The 21,598-nt window shown below is 70.1% G+C and carries 12 protein-coding genes and 1 pseudogene; 10 read left to right on the top strand and 3 right to left on the bottom strand.

The window, feature by feature from the left end; translation table 11 throughout:
* Positions 1-196: 196 nt before the first annotated feature.
* Both ACZ62B_RS13335 and ACZ62B_RS13330 read left to right on the top strand, forming a co-directional pair.
* Positions 197-7,864, top strand: a complete 7,668-nt coding sequence (locus ACZ62B_RS13335; protein ID WP_469690307.1) for an RHS repeat-associated core domain-containing protein — start codon at positions 197-199, stop codon at positions 7,862-7,864.
* 2 nt (positions 7,865-7,866) lie between these two features.
* A complete protein-coding gene (locus ACZ62B_RS13330; protein WP_344564411.1) occupies positions 7,867-8,238 on the top strand; it encodes a hypothetical protein in 372 nt (123 codons plus the stop codon).
* Between the two features lie 204 nt (positions 8,239-8,442).
* On the opposite strand, the pseudogene ACZ62B_RS13325 reads toward ACZ62B_RS13330, so the two are convergent.
* Positions 8,443-8,661, bottom strand: a pseudogene (locus ACZ62B_RS13325) (IS3 family transposase); the annotation flags it as partial.
* 150 nt (positions 8,662-8,811) lie between these two features.
* Here ACZ62B_RS13325 and ACZ62B_RS13320 point away from each other — a divergent pair.
* Positions 8,812-9,159 (top strand): effector-associated domain 2-containing protein, encoded by a 348-nt coding sequence (locus ACZ62B_RS13320; protein WP_468720173.1) that lies wholly within the window; start codon positions 8,812-8,814, stop codon positions 9,157-9,159.
* Positions 9,160-9,349: 190 nt separating this feature from the next.
* Positions 9,350-10,450, top strand: coding sequence for a lytic polysaccharide monooxygenase auxiliary activity family 9 protein (locus ACZ62B_RS13315; protein ID WP_468720175.1), 1,101 nt, complete (start codon positions 9,350-9,352; stop codon positions 10,448-10,450).
* A gap of 62 nt (positions 10,451-10,512) precedes the next feature.
* On the opposite strand, the gene ACZ62B_RS13310 is transcribed toward ACZ62B_RS13315, so the two are convergent.
* The gene (locus tag ACZ62B_RS13310; protein ID WP_468720177.1) at positions 10,513-11,505 is read right to left on the bottom strand and encodes an acetylxylan esterase; all 993 of its coding nucleotides are present in this window, start codon (positions 11,503-11,505) and stop codon (positions 10,513-10,515) included.
* Positions 11,506-11,770: 265 nt separating this feature from the next.
* Between ACZ62B_RS13310 and ACZ62B_RS13305 the strand changes: the two genes are divergently transcribed.
* Genes ACZ62B_RS13305 through ACZ62B_RS13280 form a run of 6 tightly spaced genes read left to right on the top strand, consistent with a single transcriptional unit; the run spans position 11,771 to position 19,561 of the window.
* Positions 11,771-12,763, top strand: a complete 993-nt coding sequence (locus ACZ62B_RS13305) for an ABC transporter permease (RefSeq protein WP_085573832.1) — start codon at positions 11,771-11,773, stop codon at positions 12,761-12,763.
* Positions 12,757-13,638 carry a carbohydrate ABC transporter permease gene (locus ACZ62B_RS13300; protein ID WP_344564420.1) on the top strand — a complete coding sequence of 294 codons (882 nt, stop codon included), beginning with the start codon at positions 12,757-12,759 and terminating at the stop codon, positions 13,636-13,638. Before ACZ62B_RS13305 ends, ACZ62B_RS13300 begins: the two co-directional genes overlap by 7 nt.
* A gap of 52 nt (positions 13,639-13,690) precedes the next feature.
* Entirely contained in the window at positions 13,691-15,352 is a 1,662-nt protein-coding gene (locus tag ACZ62B_RS13295) for an ABC transporter substrate-binding protein (protein ID WP_344564422.1), read from the top strand.
* Positions 15,349-16,866 carry a GH39 family glycosyl hydrolase gene (locus ACZ62B_RS13290; protein ID WP_469690299.1) on the top strand — a complete coding sequence of 506 codons (1,518 nt, stop codon included), beginning with the start codon at positions 15,349-15,351 and terminating at the stop codon, positions 16,864-16,866. The genes ACZ62B_RS13295 and ACZ62B_RS13290 overlap by 4 nt, the downstream gene beginning before the upstream one ends.
* Positions 16,863-17,546 (top strand): YesL family protein, encoded by a 684-nt coding sequence (locus ACZ62B_RS13285; protein ID WP_469690296.1) that lies wholly within the window; start codon positions 16,863-16,865, stop codon positions 17,544-17,546. Before ACZ62B_RS13290 ends, ACZ62B_RS13285 begins: the two co-directional genes overlap by 4 nt.
* A complete protein-coding gene (locus tag ACZ62B_RS13280; RefSeq protein WP_469690294.1) occupies positions 17,543-19,561 on the top strand; it encodes a beta-galactosidase in 2,019 nt (672 codons plus the stop codon). The genes ACZ62B_RS13285 and ACZ62B_RS13280 overlap by 4 nt, the downstream gene beginning before the upstream one ends.
* On the opposite strand, the gene ACZ62B_RS13275 is transcribed toward ACZ62B_RS13280, so the two are convergent.
* Complete coding sequence (locus ACZ62B_RS13275) at positions 19,555-21,519, bottom strand: alpha-glucuronidase (protein WP_469690292.1); 1,965 nt, start codon at positions 21,517-21,519, stop codon at positions 19,555-19,557. The two genes, ACZ62B_RS13280 and ACZ62B_RS13275, sit on opposite strands and share 7 nt — an antisense overlap.
* Between the last annotated feature and the right edge of the window lie 79 nt (positions 21,520-21,598).

Raw genomic sequence — 21,598 nt, 5'->3', positions numbered from 1 at the left:
TTTGCGGCCCTAAGAGGATGATTTCCGGGGCGACAACTGTGTCCTTGCTGTGATGGATCACTGTGCGTCAGCTGTGCCTACCGGGGTGAAATGGTGAAGGCTCCCGTGCTCGGTGCGTGGACGTCCCGTCCCGTGCCGGTTCTGTTCCGTTTGCGCCGGCGCGCCCAAGGCGGGCGTGAGGTGGGGGAGTTGCGAGATGCGTCGTCGGGTGGGGCTGTCCTGGTCCGGACGGGGGCGGCTGGCCGTCACGGCCGCGGGCCGTGAGAACCGTCGGCACCGGCGGGCGGCACTGGTCGTGCTGCTGTCGTCCGTGCTGACCATCACCTCGCTGACGGGCACGGCTGTGGCGATCCCCGGCCCCGGCATGGACCGCACGTCGAACGCGAACGTGGACCTGCCCGAGCCGGACAAGGCGTCCGTCGTGGACCTGGACACGGATGAGCCGACATCGCTCTCGCGTCCGGTCGATGTGCCGGTCGAGGAGTATGTCCCCGCGCATGTGACGCCATGGCAGGCCGCGGCCGACCAGACCGCTGACCTGACCGGTGTCACCGAGGGCCAGACGGTGCCGGTGGGGACCACACCGGTCCGCCTGGGCGTGCCAGAGGGGCAGGACCCGGCCGCCCTGGCGGGAACGTGGCACGTCGACCTCGCCTCGGTCACCGCCTCCACGCAGGCCAACGTGCCGGGCATGCTGATGTCCGTCACCCCGCCGGCCGGGGTGGACCCGGCCGCTTCGGTGGCGGTGGAGGTCGACCACACCGAGTTCGCCGACCTGTTCGGCACTCAGGCGGCCGACCGGTTCCGGCTCACCCTGCTCGAAGGCTGCTCCCTGCCGGACACCTCGACCCTGGACTGCCCCACCGACGACGGCCTGGCCACCCAGACCGTCTCCGCCGGCGAGGACGACCCCACGGCGACGCTCGTAGAGCTGCCGTCGAGCGTGGAGGTCACCCGGCCGGCGAAGGGTGCTCGCACGACTGATGCGGGAGCCAAGGAGAAGAAGCGGCAGCTGACCGGCGTGGTGCCGGTCGCGAAGCTGATCGGGGCCGCCGGGCAGGCGGCAGGGCAGCGGTCGATCGAGCCGGGCACGGGTGAGAAGTCCCCGAAGGCCGGTGCGACCGATGAGCCGAAGAAGACCGAAGACTCGAAGAAGACCGAAGACTCGAAGAAGACCGAAGACTCGAAGAAGACCGAAGACTCGAAGAAGACCGAAGACTCGGGGAAGACCGGTGGCCCGTCCTCCTCGGCCACACCTCAGGAGCCGCTGACGTCCGGGGAGTCCTCGAGCCCGGAGGCCACGAGCCCCCCTGAGAGCACCAACACCGCGGAGTCGGCCACCTCCGCCTCGGCCGGGGTGAAGCCCGCCTCGTTCACCTCGGCCAAGATGGCCGAGCCGCTGGCGAGCACGTCGGCCGGAGTCCTCGGCGCCCTCGACATGGGCGCGTCGCAGAGCGGTGACTTCACCGCCACGCCTCTGTCGTCCTCCGGTGACTGGGCGAGCGGCTCGTCCTCGGGCGCCTTCACCTATGCGTACGACATCCAGCCGCCCGAGGTTCCCGGCGGTCTGATGCCGAAGGTCGGCCTGTCGTACTCCTCGCAGGCCGTGGACGGGCGCACCAGCGCATCGAACAACCAGGCCTCCTGGATCGGCGACGGCTGGGACTACCAGCCGGGCTCGATCACCCGCCGCTATGTGAACTGCAAGCAGGACGCCAAGACCAACTCCGGCGCCAACAACGCCAATCACCCCACGCACGACCTGTGCTACGGCTCGAACAACGCCACGATGACGCTGAGCGGCCAGACGGTCAGCCTCGTATGGGAGTCGGGCAAGGGCTGGACCACGTCCTCCGGTGACGGCTCCAAGGTGGAGCTGCTCAAGGACACCGCGCTCGGCAACGGTGACGCGGACGGCGAGTACTGGAAGGTCACTACCCGCGACGGCACCCAGTACTTCTTCGGCCGCAACCGCCTTCCCGGCTGGAGCGACGGCAAGCCCGAGACCGAATCGGTGTTCACCGTGCCCGTCTTCGGCAACCACGCGGGCGAGCCCTGCTACAAGTCCGGGGACTTCAAGAACTCGTTCTGCCAGCAGGCCTGGCAGTGGAACCTCGACTACGTCGTGGACCCCTCCGGCAACGCCATGACCCTGTGGTGGCAGGCGGAGACCAACCGGTACGCGAAGGACTGGCAGTTCAAGAAGCCCGTCTCCTACGAGCGCGGCGGCTATCTGCGCCACATCGACTACGGGCTGCGCTCCGACGCCCTCTTCGGCGAGGCGCCCGCGCGCGTCAGCTTCACCGTCGAGGAGCGCTGCTTCGCCGAGGGCTCGCTGGCCTGCACCGAAGCCAACTTCACCTCCAAGGACCCGGGCGACTACCGCATCTGGTACGACACCCCCGTATCGCTGCAGTGCAAGACGACCGGCGACTGCTGGAACGCCGCACCCTCGTTCTTCACCCGCAAGCGCCTGGACAAGATCTCCCTCACCGCACAGCGCACGGCCGGCTCGGGCCGTGCCACGGTCGACGTCTACCAGCTCAAGCAGTCCTTCCCGACGATGACGACCGGCGCCAACACCGCCCTGTGGCTGGAGTCGATCCAGCGCACCGGCTACGGGCCGGGTGGCATCGCGGGCGGCAAGTACAAGTCGCTGCCCCCGGTCACCTTCCAGGCCTCCCCGGACTACATGCCCAACCGCGTCCTGCGCGGCGCCGACGACCCGCGCCCCGGCTTCGCCCGCCAGCGCATCGGCCGGGTCGTCAACGAGTACGGCGGCGAGAGCGTCGTCACGTACTCCAAGCCGACCGGTGCCTGCGCGAACGGTGAGGGCCTGCCGACGCAGGAGCACAACACGGGCCTGTGCTATCCGGTGGCCTGGCATCCGGACCCGTCGGTCGACGACGAGATCGACTGGTTCCACAAGTACGTCGTCACCCAGGTCGAGGAACTTCCCGCGGTCTCCGGCGCGACCGCGACCTCGACGGCGTACGAGTACGGCACGCCGGCCTGGCAGCTCGCCGAGTCGGAGTTCTCCAAGAAATCGACGCGTACGTGGGCGAAGTTCGCCGGATTCGACACGGTGACCACGTTCACCGGCGCCGACGACACGGCGACCTCGGCGAAGCGCTCGAAGTCGATGACCCGCTTCTACCGCGGGCTCGGCACGGGCGTCACCGTCCAGGACATCGCGGGCGGCGACATCGGCCCCGACCACGAGGCGTTCGCCGGTCGTATCGCGGAACAGGTCGACTACCCCTCGGCGACCGCGGACCCGGTGACGGGGTGGATCAGCCGCACCACGAGCAAGCTGTCCGCGACCGAACTGGCGCGCCGCTCGCTCGGTGACGGTCTGAAGGACCTGATCGCCTGGCGGGTCGTGGAGACCGGAGACCACTCCTGGACCAAGTCCTCCGGCACCGGCGACGACGAGCGTGAAATCCGCGAGGTCGTCTCCAGCACCGCCTACAACGCCGACGGCTTCCCCACCCAGGTGGAGATGCTGGGCGACACCGGCAAGACCGGCGACGAGTCGTGCACCCGCACCGAGTATGTCGCCGACACCGACAAGCACCTGCTCGGTCTGACCAAGCAGATCCTGACGTCCCCGACCACGTGCGCGGCCGCCACGTTCGGCACGCTCACCTCGCTGACCGGCGCGTCCCGCGTCGCCTACGACGGCGGCGCCTACGGCGCCGCGCCGACGCGCGGCCTGCCGACCGAGACGTGGACGCTGAAGGGCGACGGCTCCGGCTTCACCTCGGGCGGCACCACCGGCTACGACGCGCTCGGCCGCACGGTCAAGACCACCCAGCCCGGCCAGACCGCATCCGCGACGATCACGTACGAGCCGGCCGTCGGCATGCCGTTCAAGGTGACCGAGACCAACGAACTCGGCCACACCTCCGTGCAGACGGTGGAGCCCGGCCGAGGGGCCAGCCTGACCACCACCGACGCCAACGGCCACACCAGCAAGGCCGTCTACGACGAGCTGGGCCGCGTGGTGCAGGCGTGGGGTCCGGGCCGGGAGCCCGCCACCGACAAGGTCCCCGACCTGCAGGTCGAATACCGTCTGCAGGTGGGCGAGCCCACCGCCGTCATCTCCCGCACCCGCGCCCACGAGGACCGGGTGGAGACCTCGGTCACCCTCTTCGACGGCCTGGGCCGGGTACGCCAGACCCAGGAGCCCGCGACCGGCCAGGGCCGCCTGATCACCGACACCCTGTACAACGCCTCGGGCGAGGTGTGGAAGACCAACAACGCCTATCTCGCCGAAGGCGAGCCCGAGCCGGTCCTGTTCTTCCCCAAGACGGCCGGCGAAGTACCGAACGCCACCCGCTACACGTATGACGGTTCGGGCCGCGTCCTGACGGAGACCCCCGTCCTGGGCGGCACGGACGCGGAAAGCCGCCGCACCGTCTACGAGTACGGCCTCGACCACTCCACGGTCGTCAACCCGTACGGCATCTCTTCCTACCGGACCTGGACCGACGCCCTCGGGCGCACCAGCCGCGTCGACACCTTCACCGACACCACCCGCACCGCCTTCGAGTCGATCCGCTTCACCTACGACTCCCGCGGCCGGCTGGCCGAGGCGCAGCAGGACGACGGCACGGCCTGGACGTGGAAGTACGACACCATCGGCCGCGTCGTGGAGTCCACCGACCCGGACACCGGCACCACCAAGGTCACGTACGACGACCTCAACCGGCCCGTCACCAGCACGGACGCCCGCGGCAAGACGGTCTGGACGGGCTACGACATCCTGTCCCGCCCCACCCTGACCCGCGAGAACTCCTCCGTGGGCAAGCTGCTCGGGGCGTACTCCTACGACCAGGCCGGCGGCGGCATCGGCATGCCGTACACGGCACTGCGCTACACCGACACCGGCAACGCGGCGCAGACGATGATCAGCGCCTACAACAACGCCTACCAGCCGACGGTCACGTCCACCGCGCTGCCGAAGGACCTGGCCGACCAGTACGGCCTGGAGTACCGCTACACGTACACCCAGACCTACACCGACACCGGACTGCCGCACTCCACGCGGCTGCCCGCGGTGGGCACGCTGCCCGCCGAGGAGGTCATCACCCGCTACGACGAGGAGGGCCTGGCCGAGTCCGTCTCCGGACACGACTGGTACGGCTCTCAGACGCTGTACTCCCCGTACGGACAGGTGCTGCGCTCCACCCTGGGCGACAACCCCTACCGGGTGTGGTCCACCACCTCGTACGACGAGGCCTCGGGCGAGCTGACCAGCATGCAGACCTGGCGTGAGCAGACCGGCACGGACGGCGCGGCCACCGGCAACAAGGTCTCGGACACGTCCTACACCTACGACGCCGCGGGGAACGTCACCTCCGTCCGGCAGGGCGCCGCGGGCATCCGCGAACGCCAGTGCTTCCGCTACGACCCCGTCGGCCGCCTCAACGAGGCGTGGACGTCCGCCGACCAGACCGCCTGCAAGGCGGGCGGCGCGACCGCCGCCGCCGACGTGGCGAAGGGGGAGGACGGCTCGGGCTACTGGACCGACTACGCCTACGCCGGACTGTCCGCGGAACGCACCTCGATGGTCGAACACGACCTGACGGGTGACACGGCCAAGGACACGAGGACCACCTACGGCTACGGCGCGGGAGAGGCCGGACCGCACGCGCTGACCTCGCTGGTGCGTGAGTACACGACCGAGGCGGGTGCGCAGGTCAAGCAGACTCTGCAGCGGATCTACGACCAGTCGGGCAACACGACACAGGTCACCGGCGACACCGGTGACGCCCAGACCCTGACCTGGACGTACGACGGTCTCCCGGAGACGGTCTCCGGCCAGGGCACGAACGGCAAGACCGCCTACGTGACGCCCTCCGGCGCCTGCCTCGACCTGCAGACCGGCTGGGCGAAGAACGACCAGCCGCTGCAGACCTACCCGTGCAACAACACCCCGGCACAGAAGTTCACCTTCGTGCCCGACGACCCGACGACCGCCCCCGACACCGGCAGCCTGAGGGTGATGGGCGACTGGTGCGCCACCCCGGCCGGATCGACGGCCGGAGCGGCGGTCGGTGTCCGCCCGTGCGCCGGTACGGCGGACCAGAAGCTCGTCAGGGACGACGCCGGACACTTCAAGCACGCCGCGTCCGGACTGTGCCTGGCGGTCAAGGACGGTTCGACCGCGTCCGGTACCGACCTGGTGCTGGCCGCATGCAACGACACCTCCCAGGCCCAGTCCTTCACCGCACAGGCCGAGGCCCGCTACATCTACGCCCCGGGCGGCGCACGGCTGCTGACCCTGAAGGGTGACCAAGCCACCCTGCACCTCGGCGAGGCCGAGCTGTCGGTCCGGGCCGGCGGCGGAATGGTCGACGTCCAGCGGACCTACGCCGTACCGGGCGGCAGCATCCTGCGCGAGGCGACCGGAAGTTACACGCCCGGCTACTCCAACCTGTCCGCGATCACCTACGACCACCAGGGCACCCCCTACGCGGAGGTCGCGCTCCGGGAAGGGATGGAGACCCGCGTCCGCAAGACCGACCCGTTCGGCGGGGAACGCCTGGCCGGTGGGACGGCGTCGCGCGCGACGACCCACCAGGGCTTCCTGGGTGCCTCCCGCGACGACGCCACCGGCTACACCATGCTCGGCGCGCGTCTGTACGACCCGGTGGCAGGCCGCTTCCTGTCCGCCGACCCGGTCCTGGACCTGGCCGACCCGATGCAGCGCGGCGGCTACGCCTACGCGCACAACAACCCCGTCACCTACAGCGACCCGACCGGCCTGTCCGTCTCCCTCTCGCAGAAGGAGATCGAACTCGCCCTGGCGGGTGCCGGACTCTCGTCGGCGATGGTGGCCGCGGCCAAGGGCGACCTCAACCGGTCCATGTCCTCCGTCGTCATCTCCGCGGCCGGATCGATCCTGCGGGACTTCCTCGGCATCGACGCGATCATGGGCTGTATCGGCGGTTCCATCTGGTCCTGCGCCGAGGTCGTCCTGGATCTCGTCCCCTGGTACAAGGTCCTCTCCCTCACCAAGAAGATCTACTCCGCGGTCAAGAAGGTCTTCTCCGCGGTCAGTGCCTGGCGCAAGGCCAAGGAGCAGGCGAAGAAGGTCATCGCCAAGGCCAACGCGGCCATCGACAAGGCGAAGAAGGAGAAGAAGAAGCGCGAGGAGGCGCGCAAGAAGGCCGCACAGAAAAAGAAGAAACAGGCCGCGCAGAAGAAACAGACAACCAGTAATCGCGCCTCCCACAGCGCCCGCAAAACCGGCAACGGAAAACAGAAGTCGTCCCAGGCATCCGCCGCACCACGCTCCTCGGCGGCAGCGTCCTCCGGCGCCGGCAAAGCGAAGCCCTCCGCAGGCGGCGGAAGCGGCTCGAGCAAGGGCGGCTCCACCGGTGCCTCCTCCCGCTCCAACGGCGGCGCCAGCGGAGGCGGCGACGGCAAAGCCGGCGGTGGGGACGATGGGCGCACGCTGAACTTGGGCGCGGGGGACAACCCGATGCCCGGTGCGACAAACGTGGACCTCAACCCCGGTCATCCGGATGTCATGCAGGCTGACGCGAACAACTTGCCTTTCGATGACGGAACGTTCAACGTCGCACACGCGGTCAACCCATATGGCTTCAACCCGGTGAGTGGCGAAACGGCTCGAGTCATGGCTCGGGGTGGCACCCTGGTGGTGTCGGCGGCCAAGCGGAACAAGTTCAGAAAGGCAAGTGAGGACGCCATGCGGGAAGCCGGGTTCGAGCTGATCGGCCAAGGGACCGGGGTCCATCCAGATCACATGTTCGGGACGATGAGGCGTGCCGATGGTGGCGCGATCGATCCAAGTGGCACCGCCTATGAGTGGCGCATGTACCGGAGGCTGTGACTGTGAACGTTGAGGACGTCATGCACTTCCTTGTCGAGCATCGGGCTGCGAACGTCACTCCTGGGTATGTCGCAGAGCAGCTCCTTTCGATGTCCTGGATCATCGAAGCCGAGGACGGGAGGCGCATCATCGAGGTAGGCAGACAGTGGCTGTCGTCGGATGACCCGTTCCGTGTGGCCGTGGCGATCGGCCTTGAGAGCGAAACGTATCTGGCTGACTCATGGGAGGAGATCAGCGCATTGGCTGAACCTCTCAAGGAGAAGTTCCCCTCGATGGCGGCCGATGTGGACGCGTGGATGAGAAGGGCCGAGGCCTCCTACACGCGGTTGAAGGAGGGCTCCTTCTTTCAGCACGGTGGGGGCGAAGACGCATGACTGGTCGATGATCAGCGCGGAGCGGAATCGGCCGGGCACGGGCTCGCGGAAAGTGACCGTCCGTGCAGGTATCCGGTACGGCGATGCCGCTCGCAGCGGCGAGCACGTGGGGGTGCGCGGTGTCGGCGCTGTGGACGGCCGAGCGGAACGGGCAGTAGGACGTTCGCGCGAGGCCGGCCTCCGCCTCACCCCGTTCAGCTCCCGCCAGATCTTCCGCGCCCCGTAGACACGGTAGTTGTCGGTGTGGACCTGGCGGATCAGCTTCTTGAGTTCCGTGTCCCGCACGGTACGGACGGACGGGACGGCCAGTCGTTTCTTGTGGGCGCAATAGGTGGAAGGGGCGATCTTGCAGTCGTGCTCGGCCGCAAAGAAACTCGCCGCCGCCTTCAGGATCTCGTTCGCCCGCTTCGGCTCGGCGACCATGCGCACTGCGCGACGGCGGAGCTCAAGCGGGCAGCGGGAAGGTCGTGCCATGACTCGACCCTTCTCGAACTGGACGCAGACGACGTCGAACCGGTCCGGTCCCGGTGCCCCCGCCGCGTCCGTCCCGGCCCCTGCGCCCCCGCCGCGCTCGTGTCCGCGACCGTCCCCCCGCCCGCGGGGCCCCCGGCCGAGCGTACGAACGGCACATGGGACGACGACAGCTCCCCCGGCCCCCTCCTCCGCCCGACCGAGGCCCTCATCGCCCTCCCGCGCGTACGGGACCCGCAGGCCCGGATCCGGTTCGCGGTCCTCCTCGGCGAGGAACCGGGCCGCCACGTCGATCCGCGGGGCGTCCGCCTCCGCGAGGACGCCGTCGCGATCGCCCGCGCCGTCCAGAAGGCGCCGCGTGGAGACGCCGTCCTGACGAGACCGGTCTTCCTCCTCGAAGGCGGCGAAGTCGCCCGGAACCTCCGACGGGTGATCGACGGCAACGGCTGACCCACCACACGACTCCGGGGCGCAGCAACCGTTTACAAGCGCGCTGCCTCGCGCTACCGTCCCCTCACGGACGAGGTGGGAGCGCTCCCACGCTCAGGCGGACCGGAACCCGCCGCCGGGACACTCCCACCTCGCCCCTCCACGCACCCCTGCATGATCCGTCAACCCCACAGCCGCGGACAGGTGTGTCATGATCACAACTAGACCGGGGAGCGAGGCGGCTCCCCGAACAGCGCTCCCCACCCGCACCCGAGCCCTCTTCCTCGTCCTGGTCTCCCTGCTCGCCACCGTCCCGGCCGTCGGCCTGGTCGTGACGGCGGGCGGTGCGGCGGAAGCCCACGGCACGCCGATGAAGCCCGGCAGCCGCACCTTCCTGTGCTGGCAGGACGCGTTGACCGACACCGGCGAGATCAAGCCGGTCAACCCGGCCTGCAGGGCCGCCGCCCAGGTCGGCGGCACCACCCCCTTCTACAACTGGTTCTCCGTCCTGCGCTCCGACGGCGCCGGCCGCACCCGCGGCTTCGTGCCCGACGGGGAGCTGTGCAGCGGCGGGAACACCAACTTCACCGGATTCGACACGCCCGGCGCCGACTGGCCGCTCACCCATCTCACCTCGGGCGCGACCGTCGACTTCTCCTACAACGCCTGGGCCGCGCACCCCGGTTGGTTCCACGTCTACGTCACCGAGGACGGCTTCGACCCGACGCGGGCCCTCACCTGGGCCGACATGGAGGAGGAGCCCTTCCTCTCCGTCGACCACCCGCCGCTCAACGGGTCCCCGGGCAGCGTCGAGGCCGACTACCGCTGGAGCGGACAGCTCCCGGAGGGCAAGTCCGGCCGGCACGTCATCTACATGGTCTGGCAGCGCTCGGACAGCCAGGAGACCTTCTACTCCTGCTCGGACGTCGTCTTCGACGGCGGCAACGGCGAGGTGACCGGCGTCAAGGACCCCGGCGACCCGACCGGCCCCGACCCCGACCCCGTTCCTGGGGAGTGCACCGCCACCCGCGGCACCACGGGCAGTTGGAGCGGCGGCCACCAGTCCGAGGTGACCGTCACCAACAGCGGTGACGTGCCGATGCTGGGCTGGATGGTCGACTGGACCCTCCCGGCCGGCCAGAGCGTCGACAGCCTCTGGAACGGCGACGCCACCTACGACGGCCAGGACGTGATGGTCCACAACGCCGGCCACAACGGCTCCCTCGATCCGGGGGAGAGCGCCACGTTCGGCTATGTGGTCTCCGGCCCGGGCGGTGACGGTACGACGACCCTGTCCTGCCGGGTCGGCTGAACCGTCCCGTGGGCGGCCCCGGTGGCGTGTCCGGTCGTCGTCGGTGCCGCCCGCGCACCCCGTCAGTCACCCAGCAGCGAAGCCAGCCACTCCAGTTGGCGCCGTACATGCACCGCGTCCCCGCCCTCGTGCCCGTTGAAGGGATAGGCGTGGAGCACCTTGGCCGGATCGCCGGCCGTGCGTTCCGCGTACCGGTTGAACGCCGCGTACGCCCCGCTCGGCGGACAGACCATGTCGCGCAGCCCGACCCCGAAGTGGGCCGGGGCGTGCGCGCGCCGGGCGAAGGACACGCCCTCGACGTAGGAGAGGGTGCGGTAGGCGGCCTCCTCGGCGCCCCGGTGCACCGAGAGATAGGCGGTGATCTCGCCGTACGGGGGCACGTCGGTGAGGTCCAGGGCGCGGTGGATGCCGCACAGCAGCGGGGCGGTGACCAGGAGCGCCGCCAGATCCGGTACGAGGCCCGCCACGGCCAGCGCGAGTCCGCCCCCCTGGCTGTTGCCCACGGCCGCGACGCGGCCGGCGTCCACCCCGGGCAGCGCGCGTACGGCGGCCACCGCGCGCACCGCGTCGGTGATCAGCCGGCGGTAGTGGTAGTCCCTCGGGTCGAGCAGACCGCGGACCGCCGGACCGGGGCCGCCCGGCGCCAGGGCGTGCGGGTCGGGGGTGTCGCCGCCGCAGCCGTACTGGTCGCCCTGGCCGCGGTTGTCCATCAGCAGATGCGCGTACCCGGCGTTCACCCAGGTCAGCCGCTCGTGCGGAAGCCCACGCCCGCGTCCGTAACCCGCGAACTCCACCACCGCCGGAAGGGGTTCGGCCACGTTCGCGGGGAGGCTGAACCAGGCGCGCACCGGATCGCCGGCGAAGCCGCGGAACGTCACGTCCCAGGTCTCGGTGAGCCGCAGCCCGTTCTCCACCGGCCTCACCGAGACCAGCGGATCCCCCTCGGCCGACGCCTCCTTCAGCGTGCGCTCCCAGAACGCGTCGAAGTCGGCCGGTTCCTCGATGTCCGGGCGGTGGCGCTCCAGTTCAGCCGGAGGCAGGTCGAACGCGGGCACGGGGCACCTCGCAGAGTCGAATCGGAGTCGAACGGGCAGTACGGCCGATCGTTGCGGGCGCGCACCAGAAAGTTTTGGGGACGTTAACAGATCAAGTCCCTTTTCCACAGCCGTTCGTACCGGACCCGTCGCCGCCGCGACCTCTTGAATTTCCGGCGTGCACCACCCATTGACACCGCTTACTGCTGCTCATAGGTTGCCGCGAAGTTACCGGTAAGGGCGCGAAACTTTCGGTTCGACGCCCTACGCACGGGAGGCCTGAGCAATGAGCACCTCCACGACGTCGGCTCCACCGCCGGGCACGCAGGACCCGCCGCCGACGAAGAAACCCCCACGGCGCACGCGTTCACCCGCACGCACCGGCTGGCGGCGCGCACTGCGCAAGGACTGGCAGTTGTACTCGCTGGCCGTGCTGCCGCTGCTGTTCTTCCTGGTGTTCCGCTATCTGCCGATGATCGGCAACGTGATCGCGTTCCGCCGGTTCGAGCCGGGCGGTTCGGTCTTCGGCGAGTACTGGGTGGGACTGCGCTACGTCGAGATGTTCCTGTCCGACCCGACCTTCTGGCAGGTGTTCAGGAACACCCTGTGGATGGGCGGACTCACGCTCGTCTTCTGCTTCCCGATCCCGATCGTCCTCGCCCTGCTGCTGAACGAGGTGCGCAGGAATTCCCTGAAGCGCTTCGTGCAGTCGGTGTCGTACCTGCCGCACTTCCTGTCGATCGTGATCGTCGCAGGCATCACGCTGCAGATGCTCGCCACGGACGGTCCGATCAACCATGTCCTCGGCTGGTTCGGGCACGACCCGATCCGGTTCATCCAGGAACCCGACTGGTTCCGCACCATCTACGTCGGCTCGGAGATCTGGCAGACCGCCGGCTGGGGCACGATCCTCTACCTCGCCGCGCTCACCACCATCGACGAGGACCTGTACGAGGCCGCCCGCATCGACGGCGCCAACCGCTGGCAGCAGATCTGGCACGTCACCCTGCCCGGCATCCGCCCCACCATGATCACGCTGCTGATCCTCAACATCGGCACGTTCATGGCCGTCGGCTTCGAGAAGGTCCTGTTGCTCTACAACCCGCTGACATATCCCACCGCCGACGTGATCTCCACCTACCTCTACCGGACCGGTGTGGAGTCCAACAGCTTCAGCTACGCCGCCGCGATCGGCCTGTTCGAGGCGGTCATCGGCCTGGTGCTCATCACCTCGGCCAACCAGCTGTCGCGCCGCACCGTGGGGACGAGCCTGTGGTGAGCGTCAACCGGCCGACCCGCGGCTACCGCGTCTTCCAGGGCGTCAACGGCGTGATCCTCACCCTCGTCGTGCTGGTGACGCTGTACCCCTTCGTCAACATCATCGCCCGCTCGTTCAGCGGGGAGCAGCACATCCGCGCCGGTGAGGTGACGCTGTGGCCCAAGGGCTTCAACCTCACCACGTACGAGATCGTCTTCAACGACTCGATGTTCTGGCGCAACTACGGCAACACCGTCTTCTACACGGTGGTCTCCACCGCCGTCGCGATGGTGCTGACCACCTGCTACGCCTACGTCCTGTCGAAGAAGAACCTCAAGGGGCGCGGCGCCCTGGTCGGGATCGCCGTCTTCACCATGTTCTTCACCGGCGGCCTGATCCCCAACTACGTCCTGATCACCAGCCTCGGCCTGAAGAACAGCGTGTGGGCGATCGCCCTGCCGAACGCGATCAGCGTCTTCAACCTGCTGGTGATGAAGGCCTTCTTCGAGAGCCTGCCGTCGGAACTGGAGGAGGCCGCGCAGATCGACGGCCTCAGTACGTACGGCATCCTGCTGCGGATCGTGCTGCCGCTGTCGAAGGCGGTCGTCGCGACCATGATCCTCTTCTACGCGGTGTCCTTCTGGAACTCCTGGTTCTCGGCGTTCCTCTACATGGACCGCACCGAGTTGATGCCGGTCACGGTCTATCTGCGCAACCTGCTCGCGGGTGCCACGGGAGGCACCGGCGCCGGCGCGGCCACCGAGCAGCTCACCCAGGTCAACGCGAACATCCAGTCGGTCACGATCGTGCTCACCTCGCTGCCGATCCTCTGCCTCTACCCGTTCGTGCAGCGCTACTTCGTCTCGGGCGTGATGCTCGGCGCGGTCAAGGGCTGATCACCGCACCACCCCCTCTCCACCGACTCGCGAACGCACCAAGGGAGTTCCCGTGAAGAACACCGGACAGCTTTCCCGGCGCCAGCTCCTCGGCGCCGCCGGATTCATCGGCCTGGCCGCCCTCACCGGCTGCGGCAGCGGCGGTGACGGCGGCGGCGAGGCCAAGGACCTGTCGAAGAAGCGCGACGGCGCCATGAAGGACTACCAGGCCGGCCAGCAGTTCAAGGCCACCAAGCCGCTGTCCTTCTCCGTCCTGCACAACAACAACCCGAACTACCCGATGAAGGACGACTGGCTGTTCTGGAAGGAGGTCACCCGGCGCACCGGCATCACCTTCAAGGCCACCCCGGTCCCGCTGAGCGACTACGAGAAGAAGCGCAGCCTGCTCATCGGCGCGGGCGACGCCCCGCTCCTCATCCCCAAGACCTACCCGGGCCAGGAGAGCGCGTTCGTCTCCTCCGGGGCGATCCTCCCGGTCAGCGAGTACGTGGACCTGATGCCCAACTTCCGGGACAAGGTGAAGAGATGGAACCTCCAGCCGGAGGTCGACTCACTGCGCCAGTCCGACGGCAACTACTACCTGCTGCCCGGACTGCACGAGAAGGTCAAGCAGGGCTACTCGCTGTCCTTCCGCACCGACGTCCTGGACAAGCACGGCCTGAGCCTGCCCGCCACCTGGGACGAGGTGTACCAGACCTTCAAGGCGCTCAAGGAGGAGTACCCCGACCGCTACCCGTTCACCGACCGCTGGAGCACCAACACCCCGTTCCCCGCCGGAGCCCTGTTCCAGTACCTCGGCCAGGCGTACGGAGTCCGGGCCGGCTGGTCGTACCAGAACACGAGCTGGGACGCCAAGGCGCAGAAGTTCGCCTTCACCGGTGCCACGGACGCCTTCCGCCAGGTCGTCGAGTACCTGCACAAGCTGGTCGCCGAGAAGCTGATGGACCCCGAGAGCTTCACCCAGACCGACGACGAGGCGGTCAGGAAGCTGCTGGCGGAGAAGTCCTTCGCGATCAGCGCCAACCCGCAGGAGCTGGTGCAGAACTACCGCTACAACCTGGAGAAGCAGGTCAAGGGTGCCACCATCGAGATGATCCCGGTGCCGCTCGGACCCGCCGGGCCGGTGGTCATGGGCGGGGCCCGCCTGGAGAACGGCGTGATGATCTCCAGCAAGGCCCTGGACGGTGACGACTTCGTCGCCCTGATGCAGTTCGTGGACTGGCTCTGGTACTCCGACGCAGGTCAAGAGCTGTGCAAGTGGGGCGTGGAGAACACCACCTTCACCCGCTCGGGACCCGGACAGTACGAACTCAAGCCCGGCATCAGCCTCATGGGCTCCGATCCGGACGCCCCGAAGGACCTCCAGAAGGACTTCGGCTTCTACAACGGCGTCTTCGCCTACGGCGGCAGCTGGGCCCTGGTCTCCTCCTCCTTCAGCCCCGACGAGAAGAAGTTCACCGACGCCATGGCCCAGCGCGAGGCGCTGCCCACCGACCCGCCGCACCCGCTGCGCGCCGAGGAGCAGGAGCAGGCCACCCTCTGGGACACCCCGCTGAAGGACCACGTCACCCAGAACGCCCTCCAGTTCGTCCTCGGCAAGCGCCCGCTCTCCGAGTGGGACGACTACGTCAAGGAGCTGAAGGCCAAGAACATGGACCGGCTCATCGAGCTGCACAACCAGGCCTACGAGCGGTTCAAGAAGGAGAACGCGTGATCCGCGTCCCCGACGTGCCGAACGGCCGGCTGCCCGACGCCTGGCGGGCCTGCGTCGGCACCGGCCGCCTCGATCTCGCCCTGCGCCGCGACTACCAGGACTCCCTCGCCCTGCTCCAGCGCGACATCGGCTTCCGGTACCTGCGCGGCCACGGCCTGCTCAGCGACGGCCTGGGCATCCACCGCCCCTACGAGTGGCAGGGCGCCCGCCGCACCCACCACTCGTTCACCTACCTCGACCAGGTGCTCGACGCCTGCCTCGCCCTCGGCATCCGCCCCTTCCTCGAACTCGGCTTCATGCCGAGCGCCATGGCCTCGGGGGAGGAGACGGTGTTCTGGTGGAAGGGCAACATCACCCCGCCCGCCGACGAGAAGGAGTGGACGGGCCTGGTCCGCGCCACCCTCTCCCACCTCGTCGACCGCTACGGCGCCGACGAGGTGCGCACCTGGCCCGTCGAGGTGTGGAACGAGCCCAACCTGACCGCCTTCTGGCTGAACGCCGACGAACAGGCCTACCACCGGCTGTACGAGGCGACCGCGCACGCCGTGAAGGAGGTGGACGCCGAGCTGAAGGTGGGCGGCCCGGCGGTCTCGCCCGGCGCCGACGGCTGGCTGGAGCGGTTCGCCGAGTTCGCCGAACGCCGGGACGTACCCGTCGACTTCGTCTCCCGGCACGCCTACAGCTCCGGACCCGCCCAGCACGTCCCGTTCGTCGTCCACCAGACCCTCGCCCCGGCGAGCGACCTCCTCGACCAGTTCGCCGAGCCACGCCGGTCCCTCGAGGGCACCCGGCTGGCGGGCCTGCCCGTCCACATCACCGAGTTCAACTCCTCCTACCGCCCCGACAACCCCGTCCACGACACCGCCTTCCACGCCGCCTACCTCGCCCCGGTGGTGGCGGCCGGCGGCGACCACGCCGACTCCTTCTCCTACTGGACGTTCAGCGACGTCTTCGAGGAGACCGGCATCCCGACCGCGCTCTTCCACGGCGGCTTCGGCCTCCTCACCCACCGCCAACTGCGCAAACCCACCTACCACCTGTACGCCTTCATGTCCCGCATGGGGGAGGAGCAACTGGCGCGGGGCGACGACCACCTGGTGACCCGGCACGCCGATGGCCGGGTCACCGTCCTCGCCTGGGCCCCCGTCGACCCGACGGGACGGACACCCGGCCCGGACCGGCACACCCTGCGCCTGTCCCTGCCGGTCGGCACCGCCCCGCGCGGCGAGGCGTTCGTCCGCCGCTCCTCGGTCGACGAGGAGCGCGGCAACGCGTACACCGCCTGGCGGCACATGGGCGGCCCCCGCTCCCCGAAGCCCGGACAGCTCGACGTCCTGCACGAGGCCTCCGAACCGGCCCGCGCCCACCACCGGCTGCCGGTCGAGGACGGCCGCGCCGACCTCGACCTCACCCTGGCCCGCCACGAGATCACCCTCGTCGAGCTGACCCCGGTCGACGACGAGACACCGCCCTGGTGGGACGAGCGGCGGCTGCTCGGCCGGGAGGTGCCGTGAGCACCGTACGGGCCGACGCGTTCGGCACCGGGACGCTGTCCCGGGCCGCCGCGCTGATCCACACGCTCGTCACCGTCGAGGCCCTGCTGCTGCTCACCGCGGCGCCGGGCCTCGCCGGCCTCTTCCTGCTCGAACCCGCCCCCGCCAACCTGCCCCTAGCCGCCCTCTGCCTGCTGCCCCTGGGCCCGGCCTCCGCCGCCACCCTCTACGCCCTGCACCACCGCAGCCGCGACCTCACCGACCTCCACCCGGCCCGCGACTTCCTGCGCGGCTGGCGGCTGGGCGCCGTGCCCGTGCTGAAGCTGTGGGCACCGCTCCTCGCCTGGCTCACGGTGATCGCCTTCACCCTCACCCACTTCTCCGCCACCGGACTCCCCGGCTGGTGGGCGGCGCTCCTCGCGCTGATCGGCACGGGCTCCCTCCTGTGGGGCGCGCACGCCCTGGTCCTCACCACCCTGTTCACCTTCCGCACCCGCGACACCGCCCGCCTCGCCGCCTACTTCCTGCTGCGGCACCCCCGCGCCACCCTGGGCGCCCTCTCGCTGCTGATCCTGACGGCCGTCGGCACCGCCCTGCTCACCGAGGCCCTGCCCGTCCTGCTCGCCGCCCCCCTGCTGCTGTCCCTGCTGCACAGCAGCCGCCCGGTGATCGCCGAGACCCAGGAGGACTTCACCGCATGACCCCGCCCCGCACCCCGAAGATCCCCTACGGCGGCGACTACAACCCCGAGCAGTGGCCGGAGGAGGTGTGGGACGAGGACCACCGCCTGTTCACCCGGGCCGGGATCGACACGCTCACCGTCGGCGTCTTCTCCTGGTCCCTCACCCAACCCGCCGAGGACACCTACGACTTCACCGCCTTGGACCGCGTCCTCGAGCGCGCCGCCGCCGAGGGCCGCCGGGTCTGCCTCGCCACCGGCACCGCCGCCCTCCCGCCCTGGCTGGCGAAGCGCCACCCGGAGGTCAACCGCACCGACTTCGAGGGCCGCCGCCACCGCTACGGCCAGCGCCACAACTTCTGCCCCGGCTCACCGGCGTACCGGCGCGCCGCCACCGCCCTGGCCGGCCGCCTCGCCGAACGGTACGCGGGCCATCCCGCCGTACTCGCCTGGCACATCAACAACGAGTACGGCGGCGCCTGCTACTGCGACCTGTGCGCCGACGCCTTCCGCGCCTGGCTGCGCGAGCGCCACGGCACCCTGGACGCCCTCAACGACGCCTGGTGGACGACGTTCTGGTCGCACCGCTACACCGACTGGGACCAGATCGAGCCGCCCAGCGCCCTCACCGAGCACTGGCGCGGCCCCGACCACACCGCCTTCCAGGGCATCACCCTGGACTACCACCGCTTCACCACCGACGCCCTGCTCGGCTGCTTCCTCGCCGAGAAGGAGGCGATCCGCGCCCATGACCCGGACACGCCCGTCACCACCAACTTCATGGGCATGTTCCGCCCGCTCGACTACCACCGCTGGGCGCCCCACCTCGACTTCGCGTCCTGGGACAGCTACCCGCCCCTGGACGCACCGCCCACCGTCGCCGCCCTCGCCCACGACCTGATGCGCGGACTCAAGGACGGCGCCCCCTTCTGGCTGATGGAGCAGACCCCGTCCACCACCGCCTGCCGCGACGTCAACCCGCTGCGCCGCCCCGGCGAACTGCGCCTGGCCACCTACCAGGCCATCGCCCACGGCGCGGACGCCGCGCTCTACTTCCAGATGCGCGCCTCACGCGGCGCCTGCGAGAAGTACCACGGCGCGGTCATCGGCCACGCCGGCCGCGACGACACCCGCGTCTTCCGGGAGGTCGCCGAGGTGGGGGAGGAGCTGGAAACCCTGGGCGGCGCGACGCTCGGCGCCCGCACCCCCGCCCGCACCGCCCTCCTCTTCGACTGGGACAGCTGGTGGGCCCTGGAGATGTCCGACGGCCCCTCCCGGCTGGTCCGCTACCAGGAGGTGGCGCACACCTACTACCGGGCCGCCCGCCAGGCCGGCGCCGACGTGGACGTCGTCCCGGTCACCGCCGACCTCACCCCGTACGACGTGGTCCTCGCCCCCGTGCTGCACATGGTCAAGGGCGACCTGGCGGCCCGCCTGGAGGCCGTCACCGCGCGCGGCGGGACCGTGCTGGCGACGTTCCTCTCCGGCCGCGTCGACGAGCACGACCGGGCCTTCCTCACCGACGTGCCCGGACCGCTCGCCCCGCTGATGGGCATCCGGATCGACGAATGGGACGCGCGCCAGGCAGAGATCGTCAACCCCGTCCACCTGGGCGACCTCACCGCCGACGCCCGACTGGTCTTCGAGATCGTGCGGCCGTGCGGCGCCGAACCGGTCGGCACGTACGGCGCCGACTTCTACGCCGGGACCCCGGCCGTCACCCGCCACCGCGTCGGCGAGGGCGAGGCCTGGTACGTCGCCACCGCCCTCGACCAGCCGGGCGTCGACCACGTGGTCCGCCGGATCCTCGCCCGCCACGACCTCGTCGGCCCCTACGCCGGCCACACCGCCGTCGAGACCGCGACCCGCGTCGCCCCCGACGGCACCCGTCTGCTCTTCCTCCTCAACCACGCACCGGAACCGGCCCGCTTGACGGCCCACGCCCCCGCCGTCGACCTGCTCACCGGCAAACACACCGAGCGGGACGAGCCGTTCACCCTCGACCCGCTCGGCGTGGCGGTCCTGCGCCTTCAGTGAATGGTCCGCCCCCGCTCGTCCGGCACCCCGGACTTGCGCAGGAAGTAGCTGTTGACCTGGTCGCGCCACTCACGGGCGCTGCGCAGCTGCTCCTCGAACCGCTCGGCCACCCGCGCGTGCCGGGCGGGCTCCACCAGGTCCGCGAGGCCCGCCCACACCCGGCGGGCCTCCTCGGCCTCCTCGACGCCCTCGAAGTGCGTGTCGTAGATGTGCTGGATCACCGTCTTCCCGCTGTGCAGCACATGGCCGTACGGCACGTGGTGGAAGAACAGCAGCAGTTCGTCGGGGCAGGTCTCCGGCGACTCGTACACCTCGGCCCACGGCTTGGCGTACTGACCGGCGTACCCGGTGCCGGTCGCCGTGGTGCGGTCCACGCCGATGCCGTCACGGTCGGCGAAGTGGTAGGTGCCCCAGGGGCTGTACTCGTAGCCGTCGACGCTCGGCCCGTAGTGGTGTCCCGGCTGCACCATGAAGCCCACCCCGAGCGGCGCGGTGTACTTCTCGTACGTCGACCAGGAACCGTCGAGCACCGCGTGCAGCCCGTCGGCCAGCCGCTCCTCCGCCCCCGGATGGGTCAGCGCGATCCACTCGCCGAGGACGGCCCGCGGATCAGCCGCCGGGTCCCAGGCCAGCCGCCCGAAGGCGTAGAGGTTGGCCTGCGCGAGGGGATGACCGGTCCAGAACGGGTCGTCGCCGGCGTTCGACACGGCCACGAGACCGTCCGCCAGCCGCCCGGCGCTCACCTCGCCGTCCGGCCGGAACCGCAGCGCCTCGCTCCACATCGGACCCAGCCAGCACGCGTGCCGCTGCTGCCCGGTGTACTCCTGCGTGACCTGGAGCTCCACCGCGAGCCGGGTGTCCGGCATGGCGCCGATCAGCGGGGAGACCGGCTCGCGCACCTGGAAGTCCATCGGCCCGTGCTTGACCTGGAGCACCGCGTTCGCCGCGAACTCCCCGTCCAGCGGGGTGAAATGGTCGTACGCGGCCCGCGCCCGGTCGGTGCTCCGGTCCCGCCAGTCCTGGTGGTGGTCGTAGACGAAGGCCCGCCAGTGCACCGTGCCGCCGTACGGCTCGAGGGCGGCGGCCAGCGTGTTCGCGCCGTCGGCGTGCGAGCGGCCGTACGCGAACGGGCCGGGCTGCCCCTCCGAGTCGGCCTTGACGACGTACCCGCCGAAGTCGCCGATCTGCTCGTACACTCGGCGGGTCGCCTCCGCCCACCAGCCGCGCACCGCCTCGTCCAGCGGGTCGGCGGTGGACAGCCCGCCCAGCACCATCGGCGCGGCGAAGGTGACCGACAGGTGGGTGCGGATGCCGTACGGCCGCAACACGTCGGCGATCGCGGCCACTTCACCGATCCGGTCGGTGAGCAGACGCGCCTCGGTCGCGTGCACGTTGACGTTGTTGACGGCGACGGCGTTGATCCCGCACGCCGCGAGCAGCCTGCCGTACGCCCGCACCCGGCCGAGGTCCCCGCGCGCCCGTCCGTCCGCCCAGAACAGCGAACCGCCCGCGTAGCCGCGCTCCACCTGGCCCATGACCGGGTGCACGGCCACGTTGTCCCAGTGGTCCAGCATGCGCGAGGCGTACGCCGGACGGTGCTCCTCGCGGGCCCGCTCACCGGCGAAGGCGTCCTCTCCGAGCCGTACCACGTGGAACAGGCCGTACAGCAGCCCGCGTCCGCCGGACGCGGTGACGGTCGTGGTGCCGTCCCGGCGCGTGAACGCGAAACCCTCGTCGCCGAGATCGTCGTCGGCCAGTTCGAGCACCAGCTCGGCGTCCTCGCCGCCGCCCCGCACCACCCGCCCGCCGAACCGCGCGCAGGCGTCGGCCAGTTCGCCGTACACCGTCTCCACCAAAGGCCCGGCGTCGGCGGCGCGTATCAGCGAACGCCGGCTGCCGACCGCCCGGAACGCGCCCGACGGCAGCCAGGCCGCGTCGAAGTCCCCCGAGTACGTCATGTCCGTGCTCTCCCCTTGCCGTGGAAGCGCCACCCGGAGAGCACCGGGGGCGGTCCCCATTCTGGTGCACCAGTGACCT

The organism is Streptomyces sp. NPDC053426, assembly GCF_055585405.1.
Note: the sequence above shows the minus strand (reverse complement) of the source record. Positions and strands in the feature narration are given on the sequence as shown.